The following is a 22,694-nucleotide window of genomic DNA, read 5'->3' on the forward strand; positions in this document are numbered from 1 at the left end:
TTAACCTCTGGTGACTCATTAAAATGAAGGATTCAATGAAAACTTTACCATCTAATCATTGGAATATCCTTGCTTTTCCTTCTTAATATAAGGCAATATTCGAAAGATTATTTCATTTTTAACCGCACAGAGGAAATAAATTGCCAAAACATAAAATTGATGAAACAGATTGCGCCATACTCAACCTGCTCCAAGAAGATGGTCGAGCACCCAACGTAAAACTGGCAGAGACACTCAATTTGAGCGAAACACCCTGTTGGCGTAGACTTAAACGCCTCGAAGAAGAGGGGTACATTCAGGCCTATCAGGCTAACCTGAATCGTAAGCTTTTAGGCTTTGGGGTATTGGCTTTTGTGGAAATCAGTTTTTCCACACATATGGAGCAAACTTTGGTTAAATTTGAACAGGCTGTTCAGGAAATCCCAGAAGTCTTGTTTTGCCACAATATCTCAGGAGAGTCGGATTACCTGTTGCAGGTCGTGACGGAAAACTTGGAGTCTTATGAAAAATTATCACGAAATGTTATCCGACGGCTTCCAGGAGTAACGTCGGTAAAAACAAGTTTTGCTTTAAAAGAAATAAAAGCGTCGACAAAGTTGCCGGTATCTACTAGTCGGAATTTCTCATGACCATTTTGCCTTTTTATTAAAAGACCAATTAGTTCAAATTTATACTATTTCAATCAATCAGATAGAAAATGAACAAAATGCTCATTTTTTTATAATATCAAGTGGAGATCAACTCATGTTACATAACTTATCTACTATGGCTGGAGACCCTCTATGGGAGCTGACTAGCCTGTTTAACCAAGACAATCGAAAAGAAAAAGTTAACCTGATTGTCGGCGTTTATCGGGATGAAACAGGAGTAACTCCCGTTATGCAGGTTGTGAAGGACGCTGAGCACGAATTAGCAAAACAAGCGAAATCAAAGTGTTACGGCGAATTATCCGGCAATCTGAAGTTTAATGACCAGATAGCCAGTTTCCTATTGGGTGACAGTGAGAATCTTAACAGGCAGTGCACCATTCAAACCGTGGGTGGTACTGGTGCTTTACGATTGCTCGCAGAGTTCGTTGCTCACCTTTCCCCAGATTCTATTATCTGGAACACAGATCCCGGCTACATCAATCACAAGCCAATAATGGAGAGTGTTGGTCTTACAGTAAAGCCATTTAGATGGCAGCAGCAAGCAGGAGAACTGGATATTCAAACTTGTCTCACCGACTTGGAAGATGCACATGAGGGGGATATCGTATTGCTCCATGGATGTTGCCATAATCCAACCGGAATTGACCCAACCCCTGAGCAATGGCAACAGTTTGCTGATGTTTTTAAAGCAAAGGGCATTGTTCCCCTTGTCGATATTGCCTATCAGGGATTTGCTGAAGCTCCTGACAAGGATGCAGCAGGATTAAGGTTGTTTGTTGACCAACTGGACCTGGTCCTTGTTGCAGCCAGTTGCTCAAAGAATATGGGGCTTTACTGTGAACGAACCGGGGCTGCAATGATAGTAACACCTGACTCCAATAAGTTGCAGAGCATCCGTACCCTTCTGGAGTCTCTTACTCGTGCAAACTACTCGATGCCGCCGGAACACGGCGCTGCTGTTGCCAACTTGTTATTCGACAACCCCGTTCCATGGCTGAATGAATTATCGGTTTATCGAAACCGTATTAAGCAAACTCGTCAGAAGTTGGGGGCTATTCTGGCCGATCTCAACGCTGCACCCGAACTACAGCTCATTTCGCAACAAAACGGTATGTTTTCCATGCTCCCTCTCACCAAAGAACAGATGGCTGTGTTGCGAGAGAAGTATGCTATTTATGGAGTGACCAATGGTCGTATCAATATTGCAGGGCTAAAACAATCACAAATTGAGCCTCTTGCTGAAGCTCTCGTTGGTGTAATGAACCAATAAAACAGTACGAATAGTCATAACCGAAATTTGTGATACAGGGGCATAAATGCATAATATTTTTTGCTCACTTTTTCTAGCCCCGATTTTTCATCAATAAAATTTTTCGCAGGGCAAGGCACAAACCGCGCAACAGGTAAGCGAAGACTCCGGTAATAAACTACCGCAAGCGGTTAGTAGCTTAGATCCTGCGGAAAAATCTATTGGCCCGAAAGGGAAACCTTTTGATTGAAAACGAAAAATAGACGGTTAATTAAAACACTCTTCTTTAAACAATAATATCAATTATTTGAGTGTAAAATCAAAACGTTCATAAGGAATTCGAGCTGGTGAAGTGTCGGATACAGTAAAAAATATTTGATATTGCCGGCTATCGCTTGCATCATACTTGCGTTTTCGGGCCAAACCCGAGGCCGCCTGCTTATTCTTTCCTTGTGGGCTGGTTCGTCTTCTTCATGAACAGATCCAGCTCCTTGATCTTTTTCTTGTAACATTCCGGACAGATACCATGGCTCAAGTCACTGCCTGTGGTCTTGCTCAGATACTTTTCAATGCTAATCCAGTTTTCCCCTTTTTCTTTTGTTGTCGAACTGTCATCACGTATTTTTTTACATTCGCTGCAAATGGACAACAGGTTTTCATACATTTTAAGAGTTTTCTCCATTTTCTGCATGGCCAGACAACGTCCAACTCGAAGAATCATCTCATCATAGTCGTAAGGTTTCAGCAAGTAGTCTGTTGCCCCTAGCCGCAGCGCAGCGATTGCCGACTCCAACCGCCCGTAACCGGTAAGAATAAATACAGCCTGCTCTGGACGCTTTTGCTTGATAGCATCCAGTAAATCAAGACCGTTCATTTCTCCCATTATAAGATCGGTAATAATGAGAGAATATTCCTTCTTGGCCAGCTTTTGCAAGGCGATCTCGCCCCCTTCTGCAGAATCTACCAAATATCCCTGGTCGAGTAGGTCCTGCTGCAGGGTATGGCGTACAATGGGCTCATCATCTACTATTAAAATGGAATGTTGTTCCATTAGTACCTCACCGTATTTGAAAGTGGCTCAACAGGCAGCAATACCTTAACCACCGTTCCTTTCCCAGGGGTAGCTTGCACATTGACATCACCGCCATGATTTCGAACAATACTCTGCGACATGGCAAGCCCTGCTCCCCCTCCTCTTTTCGCAGAACAGGAAGAATCAAGTGGATCCCAAAGCCCCATGACTTCCTCTGCGTTAAGCCCTTGGCCATCATCGGCTATAACTAGTTCGATGTGGTCGGCGTGACGAGTTGTGGTCAGAATAATAGAGCCTCCGGTTTCCGGTATGCTATTTATGCTTCTGATGATCAAAGAAAGACAAACCTGCTTGAGCTGATCCTTTGCCCCTACCACCTGAAGCGTCCCTGTGTAGGCAAAATTAAGCGACACCTTATTCTGCTTAAGATATTTCTTTAAAAACAATGCAACACTGTCCAGCATTGTATGCAGGTCAAATGCAACTTTTTCTGTTGTTGGCGGCACACTGAAATTTTGAAGATCGCGTACCATTTGCTCGATCCGTTTACATTCATCCAGAGCCAGCTGCATGAGAGAGGACTCCATCTCACCCATATCAGCCTTGCGAAGTACTCGCTGCAGAACATTCTTTATGCCACAGACAGGACTATTAAATTCATGGGTAATCGAAGCTGTCAAGGCACCGATTGCGCTGAATTTTTCCGCCTGTATCAGTTGTTTTTGCGTATGTTCTAAATCTCTCTGGATTTTTCTCTGAGCCGAAATATCCAAAAAAGTAAGCACTATCCCTTTTAACTTTCCAGCGGTGTCCTTGAATGGGACAGCATGCACTGTACAAATCTTTTCCTGCCCATTAATGGTACGTTCAACATCCTCCACTATGTTTGCAGCCCCTGCTGCAAACATTTTTAAATAACACTTGGCAGTGTGGCAATGGTTGCATAACCACAACTCTTCACCCGTTTTTCCCAGTATATTTTCTTCGCTCAAGCCAAGGAAATGGCAAAAGGCCTGATTCACCCTGACGACTCGACACGCAGTTGAAAGCAGGCAAAGAGGAATGGCAACGTTATAGATCTGATCAAGTTCATTATACGCCTGTAAGGCTTCTCTTTCGGCCTGTTTTGCGGCAGTAATGTCAAAAGCAGTAACAAGCAAATCGCCCTGAGCTTGATTTTCCTTCACAACTGACTGTACACTTAACAATACGTTACAATACGTATTGTCCTTCCTGCGCCACAGTCTTTCAACGGGCTGGTTACTATCGTCCTGATCACTATTGTTGTTCATCTCAACAACGGAATTGGCTCTGTCGGAAGAGGTGAAAAGCATCTCCCACTGTTTACCGACCAGCTCTTCAGCCTTATACCCGGTAAGTTTCTCCATGGTGTCATTGACATAGCTGAATATGCCTTGGCTGACAATACCGATTCCCGCTGCAACGGTATCCAGTGCATTTTGCAAGAGCTGAGTATTTATAAACAGTTCCCGGGTTCGGATTTCAACCATCTTTATCAAACGCTGATTGAACAAATGGAGTTTTTCTTCATACTGTTTTCGTTCTGATATATCTCGCACTATCCCCTGAACGCCTGCAATCCCCTCTTTTTTATAGTAAGGGGTTGCATGAATCTCCATCCACACAGGCATCCCGTCTTTGCCGAATGTATGCAGAATGAGGCTTTCCTTGTCCTTACCTGCAAGCAGTTCTGAAAATGCTTTACCGGCAAGTGCATGATCTTCATGGGCTATACCTGAAAGGTAATGACGGCCATCCCACTCCTCGTGATTGACACCGAGCAACACACTGCTTGCAGGCGACAGGTACGTAATGCGCCCTGTTCTGTCGAGCCTGAAAAAAACATCCTGCGATGTTTCAGCAAAGGAACGAAAAAGAGCTTCACTCTGCTCTAGTTGCTGCTGCTGTTTCCTTTGCCTGGTGACTATTCTACCGCTGCCCATAGTACCGATCAGTGTCCCCTGGTCATCAAAAAGCGGTGATTTATATACATCCAGATAAAGAAATTTACCTTGGACGTTGCCAAACTCATCAAAGCGTTGCGCTTTGCGCTCTTTGATAACAACCTGATCTGAATCCATACACAGTTCGCCAAAGGTATGCCAGTTGGGATTGTCAGGGTAAAGTGCCCGTTGTCGATGGGCAAAAAAGAGATCTGTTTTTCCCAAAGGCTCTTCTATCCCGTCGGCGATCAGCAATTTTTCGCAGACGACACTGTTGACAAAAATATATCGCCCTTCCAGGTCTTTTGCCCACAGAAGATCCGTAGAATTTTCTGCAAGTAAGCGGTATATACTGTCCTTAGGTAAATTATTCATGGCATGAGCAATGGTATTTATCCTGACGGGGTTGCAATTATTAGCCTTTGTGAAACAACGCTACACAACAAACCTTGTGCAAAAAGGACAAACATACAAATACACAAAAAGAATCAAGTACATAGTAGCTGTGACACGTTTGCAAAACAAGTGAAAACAGCCCATACCCAGAGTGAAAACCGGAATACTTCATGGCTCATCCCCCCGAGCTCTGGTCAGGCGAGCCTAAGAAGAAAATCAGCTATATGTTCGGCACCGTTCTCCTGGACCGGAAAAAACGCCTGCCCCTTGAGTGCGATAAGATCATCAAGTTCCTCCGCCCACCTGCCGCTGTAAAACGCTTCTCTTGTTATCTGCTTCGAGGCCATATGCTCTGCCGCAAACTTGCACAACACTTCAGCCTCCGGAAAATAAGGCCTGGATATGTAGGCAAACACACTTCCTGCCTGATAAACCTCGGCCAGGGTGGAATAACCGACTTTGCCAACCACGATATCAGCTGCTGCTACAAGATCCGGATGATACACTGAAGAGCACCGGTCAAGATAACAAATATTGCCATCATTTATCGTTGGCCCCTCATTGCCCGTGACGACAAACGAGTACCCTTTTTTGGCCCGTACCCCTACCGAGGAAAAGGAATCCCGATTCGTACCGCCCATGGTAACAAGTACCAGTTTGTCGCTGCCTTGACTAAATCTGCTCCGCAACGCCGGCGCTGATGCTTTTATACTCCTTGCAACCGGCGGGACACGGCAATCACAGCCTATAGACAGGCAGACAGGTTCTGTCTGCACGTGAAAATCGGCCTGTTGAAAAAGGTGATCGAGATAGTCTATGTGGCTACGAAGGGAGGCACTTTTCTGTTCATAAGCCGCATAGATCCAATCCCATGTAAAATTTTCCACCAATATCGAAGGAATTTTTGCCTGTTTTGCAGCCAGGATTCCCAATGGCGCAATATCGCAAATCACCATTCGACATTGAGAAAAGAAAGCAGCGCAAGCCTCTATTTTTGACCGAGTCAAAGGATAGAAAGTATCCAGGGCTGCTGCTGTGGCTGGAATATTCTCCTCCAGTCCCGTCAGCTGCACCATGCCGATATCAGTGAGTATGGAATGATAGTTGAAGGGGGCCTGCAAAGATTGGCTGAAAAACCATTTCGGAACAGTGGTGGCAATAACAAACTCCACACTCTCTCTTTTAGCCAGAGCCTGCATCACCGCTACGGCTCTAGCTGCATGCCCGAAGCCATGAGAGGTAATGCAAAAGCCTATCTTCATGGGCCTCAGTTTGGTTCCGCTGGTTGCACAGGCAGAATGATGGTAAAGCTGCTTCCCACTCCCATTTGACTCTGTACAGTTATCTGTCCGTTGTGCTTTTCAACAATGCTTTTGGCAATAGACAACCCCAGCCCGGTCCCTCGATTTTTCTCAGTATAAAATGGGGTGAAAATCTGTTCCTGTTTATCAAGCTCAATACCCGGTCCAGTATCATCGACCGTCAACCACACCTGCTCTTGGTCAATATCAAAACCGGTTTTCATCGTCAACGTCCCGCCTTGTTCCATTGCCTGAATTGCGTTGAAAACAATATTAAAAACGACCTGGTAAATTTGCTCGCTGTCCATAGAAACAAGTGGCAGATCAGGGGAAAAATCCACCTCAACGGCTATCTGTTTCTTTGCAAATTCTGATTCCATAAAACGCATCACCCGCTCGCCGACATTATTTATGAATTCCTGCTTCACGGCACCTTCCCGTGGACGTGCAAAATCAAGAAATTCTCGGACGATGTTATCCAAACGGGTTGTTTCTTCTACGATAATGCCGGCAAGATGCTCATTTCCAGGGGCAACAGACGCAATTCGTTTGAGTAAAATTTCCGCAGTGGATCTAACGATACCCAAGGGGTTTTTTATCTCATGGGAAACAGAAGCCACCATTTTACCAAGTGATGCCAACCGCTGAGCCTTGTTGAGTTGTTCTTCCAGCTGAATACGTTCTGCTGCGCGCCGAGTCATGGTACGGTTAGCCTTGACAACTATCAAGCTGAGGATGGCAAAAAGAACGCCCATAATGGATAAAGAAAAAACGATGATCCTGGCCTGGAGCTTGATGATAGCTTTTAGGTCATCGGAAAGATCCTGGCGAATTTCAACCACACCCATTATTTCGCCGGTACGCTTGCCCAATCGGTCTTCCTGGTGAAAAGGGACAAAGGTTTTGAGTGTACAAAAAACTTCCGGCATTCCAGGCAGTAAACTGAAAAGCGACCCACCGGTTATGACGATGGTTGTATTCTCTCCCTCCAACGCTTTTTGATATTCGAGACCACCCATATTGAGTTTGCCCATTAATTCCGGCTTGGTCGAATAGCTGATCCTGTTTTCACCTGCATCAAAAATGGTCACAGAATCGATACGTAATCCACGGGTAATATTACGAACAATCTGGTCAAGACGGTTATACTGTTTTTCTTCGGACAGAGCGATGCGCCCATAGCGAACGACGGTAGGCAAAACAAATTGAAGAAAAACCTGACGATTAAGATTATCTGCAAAAAGTTGCGAATAGGCCTCGCTTCTTTTGAGCAGTACACTTCGGGCGTTGTTTGAAATCATCCAGGAAAGGACGAAAGAGGTAATCAGCATAGCCAGCAAGGCTGTAAAGGAAAAATACTTTACCAGCTCAAACGGCAGTAGACCGTCACCTTTTTTTCCGTGTTTGAAAAAATTTCCCAGCCGATGAATATCAGGACGGGGGATTTTCGCCACATATACCGCAGCGGCGGCATAGAGTTGTTTCGCATGGCGGAGTAAATTGCCCTGCCATTGATTTTGCATATTCCTTCCAGAGATATCCAGGTTTCAGCCCATGATCAACGACTTCCCAGCACATACGTTCATCACCTTCCCGAGGTCGAACAGCATACTGCCAGCTACTGAGATCATATTGTTTAAGAGCCTGTTTAAATGTTAACCGGCCCATGCCCACATCAAGCAGCAACGGGGCAATCCTCCTGTCTGCTCTGGCATACACGGCCTGCTGTAAAACCCGTTCAGGACGATCGACCTTGATCCGAAAATTGGGCACTTTAGTCAAGGCTTTTCGAAGATACTTTATTTTTTGTTTCAACGCCATGACTGACTGGGCAGTGGACTGTTCTCCCGTTGCCTGCTCAGTATCAATCCCTCCAAAAGAACAGTATTGAAAGGGAGTCCATGGTTTAGGTACAAAAGAATTCACGGACAGGCTGATTTCCGTTAACCTGCCACGTTTGCGGCCAATGGGTAAAAGTGCTTGCTGTACTTTTTTAACGAGGTTGACAAACTCCTCAAGATCCTGGTTGGTTTCCGTGGGTAACCCAATCATAAGATAGAGTTTCAAGTGAAAAATCCCTACCTCTGCTAATCTGATGGCAGCAGAAAGCAGATCCTCTTCACTCAGTCCTTTATTGATGAGCCTGCGTAACCTCTCTGAAGCACCATCTGGAGCGATCGCAACACTTTTGAGATGAGAGGCGGCGAGCAGTGAGAGTAATTTATCAGAAATATGATCCGCTCGAAGAGAGGAGAACGAAAGCGAGCAGTTATTTGTGTGCAGGTACTGGGCTATGGTATCAAGGGTTTCGGAGTGAGCCATCTCCATGCCAAGCATTCCTACCCGATCGACACTTGCCGGTCGCTCAGCAAATGCTTTTAAAATTGCTTCACTGTTCCACAACCTGGGAGGACGATAGATGTATCCGGCAGCGCAAAAACGACAGCCTCGACTGCAGCCGCGCCCGAGTTCCACCATGTACATATTAAGTTCGGCCTCAGGTGACAGCAATTGCGAATGTCCTGCTCTTTCCTGTGGCGGAGCTATAACCTTTTTAATTCGAGCCGGGATTCCCGGTGGAGCGGTCACTTGCTCCACTCTTCCCAGATCATCATAGGCAACAGTATATAGGCTCGGCACATAGCATCCTTGACATTGCCTTGCTATCTGCTGCAAAACATCTTTCCTGTCAGCGCCGGCACACTGCTCCACCACAGTGAGCAGACTCGCAAGAATGCCTTCAGCCTCGCCGATAACCATAACATCGGCAAAAGGCGCGAGTGGCTCTGGATTCATAAAAACCGCCACTCCCCCCAATATCACCAGGGGGCTGCCTGGAGCAATGAAAGCAGCTCTTTTTTCCGCAAACGGTTCGACCCGTCCAGCAGGCAGCATTGCTGCCAACCGGGTATAATCCTCTTCAAAACTGATAGAACCACAAATTACAGGGAAATCACAGAGGGCTCGCCCACTTTCAAGAGAGCGAAAAGAGGAACCTGTATCAGGATAGACAAACCTTTCACAGACAATCCCCTCGTATGCATTGAGCAAATTATAAACAATTTGCAGGCCAAGGTTGGAAACCGCTACGGAATAAGTATTGGGATAAATTAAGGCAACAGGCAGGCGGTTTGCCCATTTTTTGTGGACAGTACCGATTTCTTTAGCGAGTAAGGGGAACAAGTATACAATACACCGGTTGAACTGCACATAAGGTAGAACCAGCACCATCTTGTGGATCCAGGCGTCGACGGTGCAGTTGTTCTGTTAACAGGGAGTCGATTCGATAATGTTATTTTCGCCCGACTCAGGGGGCATACTCACAAAATAAAGTTTGGAGGTAAACGCAGGCTCTAATATCGTATATGTGCCAGTGCTTGTTTTTTAAGCGCCCCCTGATACAAATAAAATGCCCTCTTCTCGGACAAACTCCTAGTCCGACTCAGGGGCATCTTCTCTCTTTCCCTTGAAATTTAATTTGCCTTCTTCCTCAGGTAGGCAGGCTCATCATAATCGTGGTTTTCACGATCTTCAAAAATCGGCCTTGGCATCGAAGGCAATCCTTGGGGCTGTCTGTTAGGTTTGGCTGCGGCAAAGGAGTTACTTTCCCCCCCTGTAAATTTGCCATCGGCTTCCGCTACGGATTTTACCTGGCTCGTTTTGGCGGTGGGCTGTGGCGGCTCCTGATTTCTCCTCACAACTTCGAGCTGAGATATGGTTTCCGTTTCATCAATGCTTGAAATACCAGTGGCGATGACAGTGACCCGTAATTCATCTCCCAGCGATTCATCAAACAAGGCACCGATAATAATATTAGCCTCATCATGCGCCTTTTCCTGAATCAAGGCAGAAGCCTCCATGAACTCATTCATGGTCAGGGTTTCTTCGGCGGCCGAGATATTAATAAGGATTCCTCTTGCGCCATCTATACCGACATCTTCAAGCAGTTGATTATCGATCGCCCGCTTGGCAGCCTCACTGGCACGATTCTCACCGACTGCTGCACCAGATCCCATAATTGCCGGCCCGACTTCTTTCATGACTGTTTTAAGGTCGGCAAAATCCACATTGATATGACCGGGGAGATTAATAAGGTCGGTAATACCTTTTACGGCCTGTAAAAGGACATTATCAACCATCTTCATCATATCCACCAAGGTGGAATTTTTGTTCATCAAACCAAGGAGCCGATCATTGGGTACGGTGATAATGGTGTCGGCATACTCTTTGAGTTTTTCCCAACCAGCCTCTGCGTTACGCATCCGCTTTTTGGCCTCAAAATAGAATGGCTTGGTCACAACCGCAACCGTCAGTGCTCCTGCTTCTTTACTGAGCTTCGCTATCTCAGGTGCAGCGCCTGTTCCCGTGCCGCCACCAAGTCCGGCGGTGACAAAAACCATATCCGCACCCCGCATAGCTTGCTGCAGGTCCTCGTAGCTTTCCTGGGCAGATTCTTTCCCCATCTCGGGGTCAGCACCGGCGCCCATGCCCTTGGTTATCCCTGGTCCCAGTTGCAGACGGACATCAGCACGTGATTTCTCAAGTGCCTGCATATCCGTATTGGCCACAATAAACTCCACTCCGGCCAACCGGTTTTCAACCATTGTATTGATAGCATTACCACCACCGCCACCAACACCGATTACCTTGATTACAGCAACAGATTCTTCTTCAGCCATTCTAAACGGCATGCTCATCTCCCATGAACAATATTCCTAGATTAATTGCACTCGAATATACCATTAATTGTTCTTAGACCAAAGGTATTTTAAGGAAATCTATACAATTTGTTTCAACCAATTTTTCAACTTACTCACCATCGTGCTGCTCTCTTTCGGCACGTAGTGATTTGCCTTACTGCCATACAGAACCAACCCTACTCCGGTGGTGCAACGAGGGGAATTAACATCCTCCATTCGACCCTCCATCCCACTGGGATAACCAATCCGCACCGGCAGATCAAAAATCTGTTCGGCCATCTCGACAATATTGGCTAACAAAGCGGTACCGCCGGTTATTACCACCCCGGCATTTATCCGGTTACGATACCCTGAGCCACAGATATTTTTGTTAACCATCTGCAGAATTTCTTCCATCCTGGCTTCAAGAATTTCGACCATCACCCGCTGTGAAACCTTTCTCGGCTTACGGTCACCCACAGTCGGAACTTCAATGATCTGATTTTCTTTTATCATTGACGACAAAGCACCACCGTACAGGTATTTTAATTCTTCCGCCTCCTGGAGGGGCGTACGCAACCCCACACTCAGATCACTGGTTAAATTGTTCCCCCCAAGGGCCAGTTCCCAGGTATGCTTGATGGTGCCGTTACAAAAAATGGCCAGATCAGTTGTTCCGCCGCCGACATCAATCAAGACAACACCCAACTCCATCTCATCCCGAGTTAAAACCGCATGGGACGAAGCCACTGATTCCAATACAATCTCTGATACGGCCAAACCGGAACGATTGCAGCTTGTAACCAGATTATGCAGAGCAGTAACATCAGCGGTAACGATATGGACATTGGTCACCAAACGAACACCGGTCATACCAAGAGGATTTTGAATACCAGTATGGTCATCGACCATGTATTCCTGCGGCAGAACATGAACTATCTGCTGATTATCGGATATTTTGACGGTCTGGGCAGCCCTGATAACCGCCTCAATATCCTTTTCCTTTATTTCCTGATTATTAACGGCAATGATCCCTGGAGAATTAAAGCCCTTGATATGATTGCCGGCAATACCGACGTAAACTGTCTCAATATCACACCCAGCTTGATCTGAAGCAGCGGCAACAGCCTGGCGAATCGCCTTGACCGTTGCCTCAATATTGACGACAACACCATTCTTCAGCCCAGATGACGCAGCAGTGCCCACCCCAACCACTTCAATCCTGTCTTCAAAAATTTCGCCGACAACAGCCAGGACCTTTGTTGTACCTATATCCAGCCCGGCTATCAGCTCACCGGATCCACGTACTTCGATTTCTTCCATGCTACCCTACCTGTCAAGTTCAGCTCGAGCGACTAAGACCTTATTTTCCATGTAATCCATCCGGATGGATGCAATCCCTTCTATCTTTTTTTTGCGGTACAGCCGTTCCAGAATTTTTACTAGACGGTAGTACCTGGTATAAATTTTTTCTGTCCCGAAGTAGATAGGAAAAGGCTGATCAACCAAATAAACTATCAAACCCTGCCGATTATCCACATGTACTTCAGATATTGATTGTATAGGGAGAATAGCATTCCCCTTGGCGGCCAGCTTCAGCAATACTAGTGCCGATTCCGCCAAGGTACCTTGAGGCAGTTGGTTTGCCGATTTTACTGTTCCCCACTTAATACCGGTAATGACAGGATAATCAAAATCCTGCCCCAAAAGCAAGGGCGCAAACAACGCCCCCTTATTATTAAGATAAAACAACTTACTGCCGGAAGCATTTTCGATATTCACCAGTGCCAGCGGTCGATGCTCCCTGACCTTGATTTCAATTGCCGATGGCCATCGCTTTGTAAGAGTAACCCGCTCTACCCAAGGCAAACTGCTGATCGCCCTTTCGGCTGCTTTGGTATTCACGGCAAACAGACTCTGCCCCTGCTCAATGTTTCCCTTTTTTAAAATCTGTGGCAGAGCACTTACCCTTTGCCCTTTTACCTGTATCTCGGTGAGTCGAAAAACATCTGAGCGCATGAGGAGCGCATAGGCCCCCCAGGAAAAAAAACCGGCAATAACGCAAAGAAAAACCAGAGTCGCCACGCCCCGTGAGTACCACTTAATCTGCGCCTGACGCTGGACACCCACAATAGAATGCTGCATTCCCGGTGGCGAGGGATTGTGCTTTTTCCTGGTAATTTTTCTTTTCAAGCGATCCAGTATGCGCACCAATACCCCCTTCTTTTTGCTTGGTGGGCGGGGAGAAAAGCCTCCTGGTGTGTAGGCGACCATACTGTTTCGATATCCTTTAATAAATGTGTACTTCCGGTTCCAGCTGAACCCCTATTTCTGTTTCGACCTTTTCCTGTATAAGTTCCATGAGATTGATGATATCCTGCGGTACGGCACCACCATTATTTATGATGAAATTAGCATGTTTGTCGGAAATTTTAGCTCCACCCAACTGAAAACCTTTTAAGCCAACCGCCTCTATCAATCGCCCGGCTGAATCGTCCTTCGGGTTTTTAAAAAAAGACCCTGCAGATCCCGATCCGCCTGGCTGGTGCAACTTCCGCCAATGGGCGTATTCTCTGCATCGTTGCTGAACCTGTTGTGCTTCCCCTAATGTTAACTGCAAAGTACAACCGGTTATAACATATCGCTGCCCTGCTGATTCACGGGGCAAACAAGTTGTCCGATACCCAAAAGTAATCTCTTCTGCAGGCACTTCCCACTCCTGCCCTGTGTGGTCCATCAGCATCACCGAATGCACGATATCGGCCATTTGACTTCCATGGGCACCTGCATTCATACGAATCGCGCCCCCCACTGTTCCGGGAATGCCTGTCGCCCATTCCATGCCGGTCAACGCCTTTTGCGAACAAAAGGAAACCAGCTTGCCTAACCTGCATCCAGCACCAACACTAACAAAAATATTGCCGGCAGTTTCCCTTTTTCCCGCCACTTGAATTTCCGTAAAACGGTCACCAAGCTGGAAAAACATACCTTTTACATGCCTGGTTACAACAAGGATGTTCGACCCGCCGCCAAGTATTGTCCATGATATGCCCTCTGCTTCTGCCCAGAGCAAAAAAGCGGCAAGTTCGCCTCGTGTTTTCACTTTCACCAACGCATCCACCCTACCGCCGACTTTAAAGGTCGAATGGATCCCCATATCCACATGCCACTGCACATGCGAAACGCGCTGCTCTAATTGTCTGCGCTGGTTGCTGGTCATTAATCCCTTCTATTTTTTTCGGTAATAAGGTGCAGCATTTGTTCGCCGGTACGCACAATATTGCCTGCTCCCAAGGTTAACAGCAAATCATTTTCCTGCAAAAGAGGAAGCAGTTCGGACGGTGCATCAATGAGCCTTGGAATATAGAAAGTGTTGCGTTGTCCATGCTTTTTTATTGCTTCCTGCAAGGCCAAAGCAGTTACGCCCTCAATCGGCGCCTCACTTGCCGGATAAATATCAGTAAGAATCAATACGTCCGCCCGGTGGAAAGCTGTAGTAAACTCATCAAACAAGCCCTGCGTCCTGCTGTAACGATGGGGCTGAAACGCTACCACCAGCCTCTTCTCCGGCCAGGCTTCTCGTACCGCATCGAGGGTTGCCCGAATTTCTGTCGGGTGATGCCCGTAATCATCTACCACCAGCACCCCCCCGGACTCGCCTTTAACCTCTATACGTCGCTCAACCCCTTGAAAACCTTGCAGTGCAGTGGCGATAATGGAAAAATCAATTTCAAGTTCCAGCCCCACTGCGATAGCTGCCAGACTGTTGTAGATAGTGTGTCGTCCCGGCCAGTTGAGGGTTACCTGACCCAATTCCTCCTGCCGTCTCTTGACGGTAAAACTGGTACCACCATCGGCAGAGACAATCCGAGTAGCATACAGATCAGCCTGTTCAGTCAGCCCGTACGTTATGGTTCTTTTATGGATCTCCGGTAGCAACGCAGCGACATTTTTATCGTCAAAACAAACAATTGCAACGCCATAAAAGGGTAATCGGTTAATAAACTCCAAAAAGACATCTTTGATATGCTCTATGTCACGGTAGTAATCCAAATGCTCCAAATCAATATTGGTTACCACTTCAATCACAGGAGACAATTTCAAGAAAGAACCATCGCTTTCATCAGCCTCCGCCACCAGGAACTCACCTTCGCCCAGCTTTGCATTACCTCCCAGGCTTGCAACCTTGCCCCCAACCACTATGGTCGGATCCAATGCAGCCTCACCTAAGATAGTAGCAACTAAAGAAGTAGTAGATGTCTTACCATGACTGCCGGCAATTGCTATACCGTATTTTTTTAACCGCATCAGCTCGGCAAGCATCTCTGCCCGTTGAATCACGGGTATATGTTCTTCCAGGGCTTGAGCGACTTCCGGGTTGTCTTCTGCAATAGCGGTAGAGGTGACGACAACATCAGCACCACCCACCCATTGGCGTTCATGTCCACGATAGATTTTAGCGCCAAGTTGCTCCAGTTTTGCGGTTATATCTGTTACCTGCAGGTCAGACCCACTTACGGTATAGCCAAGATTCAAAAGCAGTTCGGCGATCCCGGACATACCAATCCCACCGATTCCGACAAAATGAATATGTTTTGTTTTTCTGTACATAGCTTTTAATACTCGTTTTGCTTGCCCTGCTTTTTATTTTCAATAAGGCGCAAACACTGTTCCACGATTCGATCAGTAGCTTCCGGCACTCCCATTTCCCGCATATTGGCTGCCATTGCACACAACTCATCTTCCGGTTTGAGCAATAAACTTCGCAGCAACGTTGCCAATTCATCCCCTGAAAGAGTATCCTGATGTCGTACTAGACATCCCCCTCCATTGGCGTAATATTCTGCATTAGTTTGCTGATGATTATCCGCTGCGTAGGGATAAGGGATCAGCACTGCCGGCAGTCCTACCACGGCAAGTTCAGCCAAGGTTGTGGCACCCGCTCTCGATACCACAAAATGAGCACGCCTGTAAAGCTTTGCCATATCTCTAAAAAAAGGCTGTACCTCGGCCTCCACATCCAAGTCATCATAAGCTCCGGCAACCATCTGGTAATCCTGCTGACCTGTTTGATGTATAACATGGAAGCGGTGTCCTTTTTCTACCATTTTCCTGACTGCTTCAAGAAATAAAACATTGATCCTGTGCGCGCCTTGACTGCCCCCTAAAACAAGTAATGTTAACGGTTCCTGATACACTTTGGAAACTTTGGCTATATCCAGGATTTCCCGGCGTACCGGGTTGCCGGTCTGCACGACCTTTGCCGCAGGAAATCTATCACCGCATGGAATTGAAGTGCAAATAGTATCAGCTATCCTTCCGGCAAGCCTGTTTGCAAGTCCCGGCACAGAATTCTGTTCATGAATGCACACTGGTATAGCCAGTAATTTTGCGGCAACCATCACAGGTCCGGTAACATACCCACCAACTGCAAAAACCAGATCGGCTTTAAATCGTCTTAAAATTTTTATAGCGCTTAGCACAGCTGCGGGCTGTTGAACCAGGCTGCGAGCCTTCTCGATAACCGTTGACCCTTTCAATCCACTGCAGTTGAGTACCACTGTCTCCATATTCGTCCCGGCCAGGACCTGCTGATCAATCGCCCTTGAAGTTCCAATAAACAAAACCTCTGTTTTCTCAACAGCTTGCTGCATTGCCTTTGCCAGAGCTAACCCTGGAAACAAGTGCCCTCCAGTTCCCCCACCAGTAACAACTAAACGCATTCGCCACATCCGCCATGGTGCAATTGCAAGCTACTGCCATCGAGATCCGGAGCAAACATTTTCTCAATTTCCGCCATGGTTTCTTGAAAACACTGCGGACAATAGCCATGGCTGACAACAGCCCCTTCGACGAAACGATTGCTATACCTCCATATGCCGCTACGCTCTACCCTGTTGCAGAGACAGCACACTTTGATTGTCATTGCACCCCCTTTTCTTTCTTCTCATGCTGCAATCGATGCACACTCTCCATGAACACCCTTCCCCGCTCTTCATATCCGGCATACATGTCAAAGCTTGCACATCCCGGGGCAAGCAAAACCAAGTCTCCACGCTGTGCACACCTGCGAGCTACCTGAACGGCATCATCCATTGACTCTGCAATGGCAACAGGCACTATATCGCCAAACACCTGCTTCATTTTTTCTGCTGCCTCTCCAAGCAGTATAAGCCGGCGCACTTTTTGTGCTACGACATCGCGCAACAACTGCCAGTCGCCACCTTTTTCTCTGCCTCCCGCGATCAATACCACCGGCTCCGTGCACCCTTTGAGTGCAGCATGCATTGCACCATAGTTGGTTGCCTTCGAATCATTTATGTATCGAACACCTTCTATCACTGCGACTTCAGTCATTCTATGTAGGGGAGGCTCAAATACCTTGAGTCCACCTTGAACCTCCTCTCGTTTACAACCGGCAAGCCTAACTGCAAGAATGGCTGCTGCTGCATTGAGGCGATTAACAGAAGAGGTAAGATGCGTATCTTGCAGGTTATAGGTTTCCTGCCTCAACACCCCGTTCTCTTTGAAGTTCAACTCTACTGCATCTCCGTTAACGACTGCCTCGAACCGCTTGCCTGTCCCAAACCGATAGACGTCAACATTATCCACGCTGGTAATTTCAGCCAAGCGCTGATCATCTCCCCCCAAAATAAGTCGATCACCTGGACGCTGATGGCTGACCAGCTTGAGTTTGGCGTCGACATAAGCGTCTATTGTATGATGACGATCCAAATGGTCTGGCGAAATATTTAAAACCAGGCCGATATCAGGTCTAAAAGCTCCAGCCATGTCCAATTGAAAACTTGAAAGCTCTAACACAACTACACTCGATTGCTCTTTGCTTGAAAAATACTCAAGCAAAGGGGTACCGATATTACCTCCAACAAACACCTGCTGCTGAGCATGGGCCAACAACGAGCCGACTAGAGACGTCACAGTTGTTTTGCCATTGGAACCAGTAACTGCAATTACAGGGACTTGAAAAAGTCCGGCGGCCAATCCGAGCTCCCCTACAATCTTAATCCCCTTTTGCCTCACTGCATGCAATACAGGCAGATCAAGTGGGATACCAGGACTGGGCACGACAAAATCAAATGAACTTAAAAATTCTTCTGTATGCCCTCCAAACTCAAACTGCACCCCTTTGCTCTGCAAATCAGCAGTCAAAGCAGCGTCCAGTTGATCTGCAGTCCTTCCTTCAGATACCCCTACGCAAACATCACGATCCAGCAAAAATCGAACAGCAGACAGGCCGGCCTTTCCGCAACCGACCACGACACCTTTCATTCCTGGAAGAAGCAGCACTGTTACCTCAACTTTAAAGTAGCCAGCCCAATCAGGCCAAGTATAATCGAAATTATCCAGAACCTGACCACTACTTTGGGTTCAACCCACCCCTTTTTCTCAAAATGGTGATGAATTGGAGCCATGAGAAAAATCCGTTTCCCTGCTGTGAGCTTAAAATATCCCACCTGAAGGATGACGGAAACCGCTTCCAGCACAAATATACCGCCAACAATGGCCAGCAGTAATTCTTGTTTGGTAATAATGGAAACAGCACCAAGTGTTCCCCCAAGAGAAAGTGAACCGACATCACCCATAAAAATCTGGGCAGGATAGGCATTAAACCAGAGAAAACCAAGACATGCGCCGACCAAAGTGCCGCAATACACGGCAACTTCACCAGCACCCTGGACAAAAGGAATCTGTAAATACTGGGCAACGACCATGTTTCCTGCAACATAGGAGAAAACAAGATACACCGCCCCGGTAATAACAATCGGACCGGCAGCCAGTCCATCAAGGCCATCGGTCAGATTGACGGCGTTGGAAGCACCCACAATCACCAGCACTGCTAAAGGAATGTACCACCAACCCAAATCCGGCAGAATGGCCTTAAAAAAAGGTAAACTCAACACCCCGTCGTAGACTGGATGCAAGATAAGATACAAGCCGACAATAGAAGCACCCACCACCTGCAGCGCTAGCTTTTCCCTGGCTGTCAACCCCCTGGAATTGCCCTTTCGGATCTTTTTCCAATCATCAACTGATCCGATAATGCCAAAAAAAATGCTAACCCCGAGCAACAACCAAACCAGGCCATTGGTTAAATCAGCCCAAATGAAGGTTGAAAAGATCATGGCCGCTAATATGAGCACGCCTCCCATGGTGGGTACGCCCTGTTTTGAAAAATGTGATTCAGGGCCGTCCTCCCTTATTACCTGGCCGATTTGTTTCTTTTTTAGCCAGGCGATAAAAATCGGGCCGACTATAATCACAAAAAGAAGGGCCGTAATAGAACTGCCAATGGCCCTAAAGGTAATATAACGAAAAACATTGAGCCAGCTGTAGTCGATATGAAGAGGATAGAGAAAGTTATAGAGCATAGCGCATCCCGTTAAAGTTTCAGGAGCTGTTCCAGCTCTTCGATAATAGTTTCCATCCTCATTCCCCGCGACCCTTTGGCAAGAAGCCAGTCATTTTCGGCAACCACTCCATTGGAGATCAGGTGATACAACCAGGTAGCAATAGCCTTGGGATCGGCGAAAATATGAATGCTCGATTCTGCCATACCGCCAGCCAGCGCCCCTTTTGAAACAGTAGTTGCGTATTCTCCGGTAACGGCAAGCTCGTTGTAACCAAGTTCAGCTGCCAGACGTCCTACCTGTTCGTGAGCTGCCTCTGCGAGCTCACCCAGCTCAAGCATATCTCCCAGCGCAGCAATACGCTTTCCCTGCTCGCCAAAAGAAGCGACCGTTTGCAAGGCAGCCGCCATAGAGGCTGGATTTGCATTATAGGTATCGTTTACAACCTGCAGGCCTCCAGGCAACGTAACAGTAACCATACGCTTATCATAGGCAGCATAGGACTCGAGCCCGGTCACGATATCTGCAACAGGAATACCTGCAGCAACAGCTATCGCTGCTGCCGCCGCTGCATTACTCACATTGTGATTGCCGGGCACCTGTAACGAAACCCGTTTTTTTTCACCCTGGACATCCAGGGTGAAATTGGTTCCCAAATGCCCTTTATTAAAAATACGTGTTACCTGCACAGCAGGTTTGTACCTTCTCCCTGTTGCGGTAACGGCAAACCCGATTTTTTTTCCTTGGTCGCCCTTTAATAATCTGCGAACGTGTGGGTCGTCATAATTAACCACCTTAGTGCTCTCTGGTCGCATGCCGGCAAATAATTCGCCCTTGGCAGCAGCGACCCCTTCAACGGTTCCCAGCCCAAGTAGATGTGCCGGCTGCACATTATTGATACAACCAATATCAGGATCGGCAATGGCTGTCAGCTTTGCAATCTCGCCGAAAGAATTCATGCCCATCTCCAGAATGGCTGCTCTGTGGGCGGAGGTAACCGGCAGCAGTGACAATGGGAGCCCAATTAAGTTATTGAAATTGCCTTCGGTTTTCAGCACCGAGTCTCCGTATGCTTGTTTTTGTCCATCGCAGGCAGCAAAAATAGCAGCGGTCATCTCCTTTACTGTTGTTTTGCCGGAGCTGCCGGTTATAGACGCCACAAGCAACCTCTTTCCCAGCAACCTGCGTCGGTAAGCAGCAAGTGCGCCCAAAGCAACCAGTGTATCAGCAACCTTTATGACAAGAACACCAGGATTGACAGGACCACACTCCCGATCGACCACAACCGCGGCAGCGCCGTTTTCAACGGCTACCTCAATAAAATTATGACCATCAAAGTGTTCACCATGAAGGGCCACGAAGATATCGCCGGGCTGTATTTTTCGGGAGTCGGTTGACACTCGCTTATAGCAATCTTTCCGGCTCCCTGAAACTATCTGTCCTTTGGTCGCAGCCAGCAAATGTTTAACAGACCAAACCAATAACCCCTGTAATGCTTCGAATCGATCATCAAAATAATGTTTTTCACGACCAACTATCTGGTATGTTTCATGCCCCTTTCCGGCAATAACAACCCAATCTTTATTTTCAGCTTGACTACAGGCAAAGCTAATGGCTTTGTGCCTGTCAGTGACCACGGAAAAACTTTTTGTATCTTGTGACCGTTCAAAAAGCTCTTCAGGTGAAACCATGATTGCTCCCGATGCTTGCACACCGGGAATAATATCTTGTATTATTTGCTCTGGATCTTCCGTTCTCGGATTGTCGGAAGTGACTACAATACAATCTGCCCATTGACCAACTATCTTGCCCATTTCGGGCCGTTTACCGCGATCACGATCACCCCCGCAACCAAACACGCAAACTAACCGGCCCCTGCAGAGTTGTTTGACTGTCCTTAAAACATTATCCAGCGCGTCAGGCGTGTGCGCATAATCAACAAAAACTGCAGGCTGTTGCTCTGGGTGTTGTTCATTTAGCACCACTTGTTCCATTCTCCCGGGAACGCTTTCAAGAGCGGCCAACCCATTGCGTACCTGTTGGCAACTCAGTCCCAAGGCATGACTGACTCCCCCTGCAGTGAGCATATTGAGGATATTAAACTCTCCAGTCAAAACAGATTCCACTTGCACCTCTTGATCAGCAACGTGAAGGGTACAACTCGTCCCGCTTTTCCCCTGTACTGTTTCAGTGGGCCAGATATCATTTGTAGAGTCCAAACCGCATCGATACACTTGCAAAGACGGGAGAGCATCAGCAAGTCGTGCTCCCCAGTTTCGTCCTTCCGCGTTTTCCCTATTAACGATGACAGCAGCGCCATCAGTTTTGAGATGCAACTGAAATAGACGCTTTTTTACCGCGAAATACTCCTCCAAATCATGGTGGTAATCAAGGTGATCCCTGCTCAAATTTGTAAATGCAGCAACATCAAACAACAGGGAGCCCAATCGCTTCTGATCAAGAGCATGGGAGGAAACCTCGATGAGTACATGTGTCACCCCATTATCAGCCATGCGTCGTAGCGTCTTCTGCAATGTCACTGGGTCTGGAGTGGTAAGGGGTGCCTCTTGCAGTACTGTTGTTTCTTTTTGTTTTACATACCGGTAGTTTACCGTACCAATTACACCAGGAACGTATCCGGCTTCCGCCAATATTTTCTCCAGCAACCATGTGCAGGTTGTTTTGCCGTTGGTCCCAGTCAACCCAACCAGCACCATCTCATCAGCCGGTTTTCCATAAAAAACAGCAGCCAACTCCGCTAAAGCAGCTCGCGGATCGTCAACCAACCCAACCAGTTGTTTTTCCCTCCCGGCTTTAACCGGTATAGTGCAACCTTCCTGAGCAACCACCAGGATAGCTCCCCTGGAAATCGCATCAGCGATAAATGTATGCCCGTCTTGATGCACACCTTTTACTGCTATAAAAACACTACCAGGACGCACCTCTTTACTGTTGCAGGTCAAGAGGGTAACCTCCTGCTCCATATCAACATCTTTGCCGTTCAGGACAGATGGCTCAAGTACTGCAAGTATTTTTTTTAGAGTCGGCATGGG

At 47.1% G+C, this 22,694-nt stretch carries 17 protein-coding genes; 2 read left to right on the forward strand and 15 right to left on the reverse strand.

Going from position 1 to position 22,694, the window contains the following annotated elements; all coding sequences use genetic code 11:
• Positions 1-140: 140 nt before the first annotated feature.
• Complete coding sequence (locus tag JWH17_RS01525; RefSeq protein WP_205220785.1) at positions 141-629, forward strand: Lrp/AsnC family transcriptional regulator; 489 nt, start codon at positions 141-143, stop codon at positions 627-629.
• A 115-nt stretch (positions 630-744) separates the two neighbouring features.
• Entirely contained in the window at positions 745-1,920 is a 1,176-nt protein-coding gene (locus tag JWH17_RS01530; RefSeq protein ID WP_205220786.1) for an amino acid aminotransferase, read from the forward strand.
• 418 nt (positions 1,921-2,338) lie between these two features.
• Here the strand turns inward: JWH17_RS01530 and JWH17_RS01535 are convergent, their stop codons facing one another.
• The 15 genes from JWH17_RS01535 to JWH17_RS01605 all read right to left on the reverse strand — a co-directional run bounded on the left by JWH17_RS01535 (position 2,339) and on the right by JWH17_RS01605 (position 22,691).
• Positions 2,339-2,950, reverse strand: a complete 612-nt coding sequence (locus JWH17_RS01535) for a response regulator (protein ID WP_205220787.1) — start codon at positions 2,948-2,950, stop codon at positions 2,339-2,341.
• Positions 2,950-5,271 (reverse strand): PAS domain-containing sensor histidine kinase, encoded by a 2,322-nt coding sequence (locus JWH17_RS01540; RefSeq protein ID WP_205220788.1) that lies wholly within the window; start codon positions 5,269-5,271, stop codon positions 2,950-2,952. The genes JWH17_RS01535 and JWH17_RS01540 overlap by 1 nt, the downstream gene beginning before the upstream one ends.
• Before the next feature lie 215 nt (positions 5,272-5,486).
• Positions 5,487-6,554 carry a glycosyltransferase family protein gene (locus JWH17_RS01545; protein ID WP_205220789.1) on the reverse strand — a complete coding sequence of 356 codons (1,068 nt, stop codon included), beginning with the start codon at positions 6,552-6,554 and terminating at the stop codon, positions 5,487-5,489.
• A 5-nt stretch (positions 6,555-6,559) separates the two neighbouring features.
• A complete protein-coding gene (locus JWH17_RS01550; protein WP_205220790.1) occupies positions 6,560-8,116 on the reverse strand; it encodes a two-component system sensor histidine kinase NtrB in 1,557 nt (518 codons plus the stop codon).
• On the reverse strand, positions 8,025-9,824 hold the full coding sequence (locus JWH17_RS01555; protein WP_205220791.1) for a radical SAM protein: 1,800 nt from the start codon (positions 9,822-9,824) through the stop codon (positions 8,025-8,027). Before JWH17_RS01555 ends, JWH17_RS01550 begins: the two co-directional genes overlap by 92 nt.
• A gap of 242 nt (positions 9,825-10,066) precedes the next feature.
• Positions 10,067-11,284: a cell division protein FtsZ gene (gene ftsZ, locus JWH17_RS01560; RefSeq protein WP_205220792.1), complete on the reverse strand. Its 1,218-nt coding sequence runs from the start codon at positions 11,282-11,284 to the stop codon at positions 10,067-10,069.
• Between the two features lie 87 nt (positions 11,285-11,371).
• The gene (ftsA, locus tag JWH17_RS01565) at positions 11,372-12,595 is read right to left on the reverse strand and encodes a cell division protein FtsA (protein ID WP_205220793.1); all 1,224 of its coding nucleotides are present in this window, start codon (positions 12,593-12,595) and stop codon (positions 11,372-11,374) included.
• Positions 12,596-12,601: 6 nt separating this feature from the next.
• The gene (locus JWH17_RS01570) at positions 12,602-13,483 is read right to left on the reverse strand and encodes a cell division protein FtsQ/DivIB (protein WP_205220794.1); all 882 of its coding nucleotides are present in this window, start codon (positions 13,481-13,483) and stop codon (positions 12,602-12,604) included.
• 79 nt (positions 13,484-13,562) lie between these two features.
• A complete protein-coding gene (gene murB, locus JWH17_RS01575; RefSeq protein ID WP_205220795.1) occupies positions 13,563-14,492 on the reverse strand; it encodes a UDP-N-acetylmuramate dehydrogenase in 930 nt (309 codons plus the stop codon).
• On the reverse strand, positions 14,492-15,883 hold the full coding sequence (gene murC, locus JWH17_RS01580) for a UDP-N-acetylmuramate--L-alanine ligase (RefSeq protein ID WP_205220796.1): 1,392 nt from the start codon (positions 15,881-15,883) through the stop codon (positions 14,492-14,494). The genes murB and murC overlap by 1 nt, the downstream gene beginning before the upstream one ends.
• A 5-nt stretch (positions 15,884-15,888) precedes the next feature.
• On the reverse strand, positions 15,889-16,995 hold the full coding sequence (gene murG / locus JWH17_RS01585; protein ID WP_205220797.1) for an undecaprenyldiphospho-muramoylpentapeptide beta-N-acetylglucosaminyltransferase: 1,107 nt from the start codon (positions 16,993-16,995) through the stop codon (positions 15,889-15,891).
• Positions 16,986-17,198 (reverse strand): hypothetical protein, encoded by a 213-nt coding sequence (locus JWH17_RS01590; RefSeq protein ID WP_205220798.1) that lies wholly within the window; start codon positions 17,196-17,198, stop codon positions 16,986-16,988. Before JWH17_RS01590 ends, murG begins: the two co-directional genes overlap by 10 nt.
• Positions 17,195-18,580: a UDP-N-acetylmuramoyl-L-alanine--D-glutamate ligase gene (gene murD, locus JWH17_RS01595; protein ID WP_205220799.1), complete on the reverse strand. Its 1,386-nt coding sequence runs from the start codon at positions 18,578-18,580 to the stop codon at positions 17,195-17,197. Before murD ends, JWH17_RS01590 begins: the two co-directional genes overlap by 4 nt.
• A gap of 2 nt (positions 18,581-18,582) precedes the next feature.
• Entirely contained in the window at positions 18,583-19,662 is a 1,080-nt protein-coding gene (mraY, locus tag JWH17_RS01600; RefSeq protein ID WP_205220800.1) for a phospho-N-acetylmuramoyl-pentapeptide-transferase, read from the reverse strand.
• An 11-nt stretch (positions 19,663-19,673) separates the two neighbouring features.
• Positions 19,674-22,691 (reverse strand): UDP-N-acetylmuramoyl-L-alanyl-D-glutamate--2,6-diaminopimelate ligase, encoded by a 3,018-nt coding sequence (locus tag JWH17_RS01605; RefSeq protein WP_205220801.1) that lies wholly within the window; start codon positions 22,689-22,691, stop codon positions 19,674-19,676.
• Between the last annotated feature and the right edge of the window lie 3 nt (positions 22,692-22,694).

Origin of the sequence: Desulfogranum marinum, from assembly GCF_016918565.1 — a bacterium.
GTDB lineage: Bacteria > Desulfobacterota > Desulfobulbia > Desulfobulbales > Desulfobulbaceae > Desulfogranum > Desulfogranum marinum.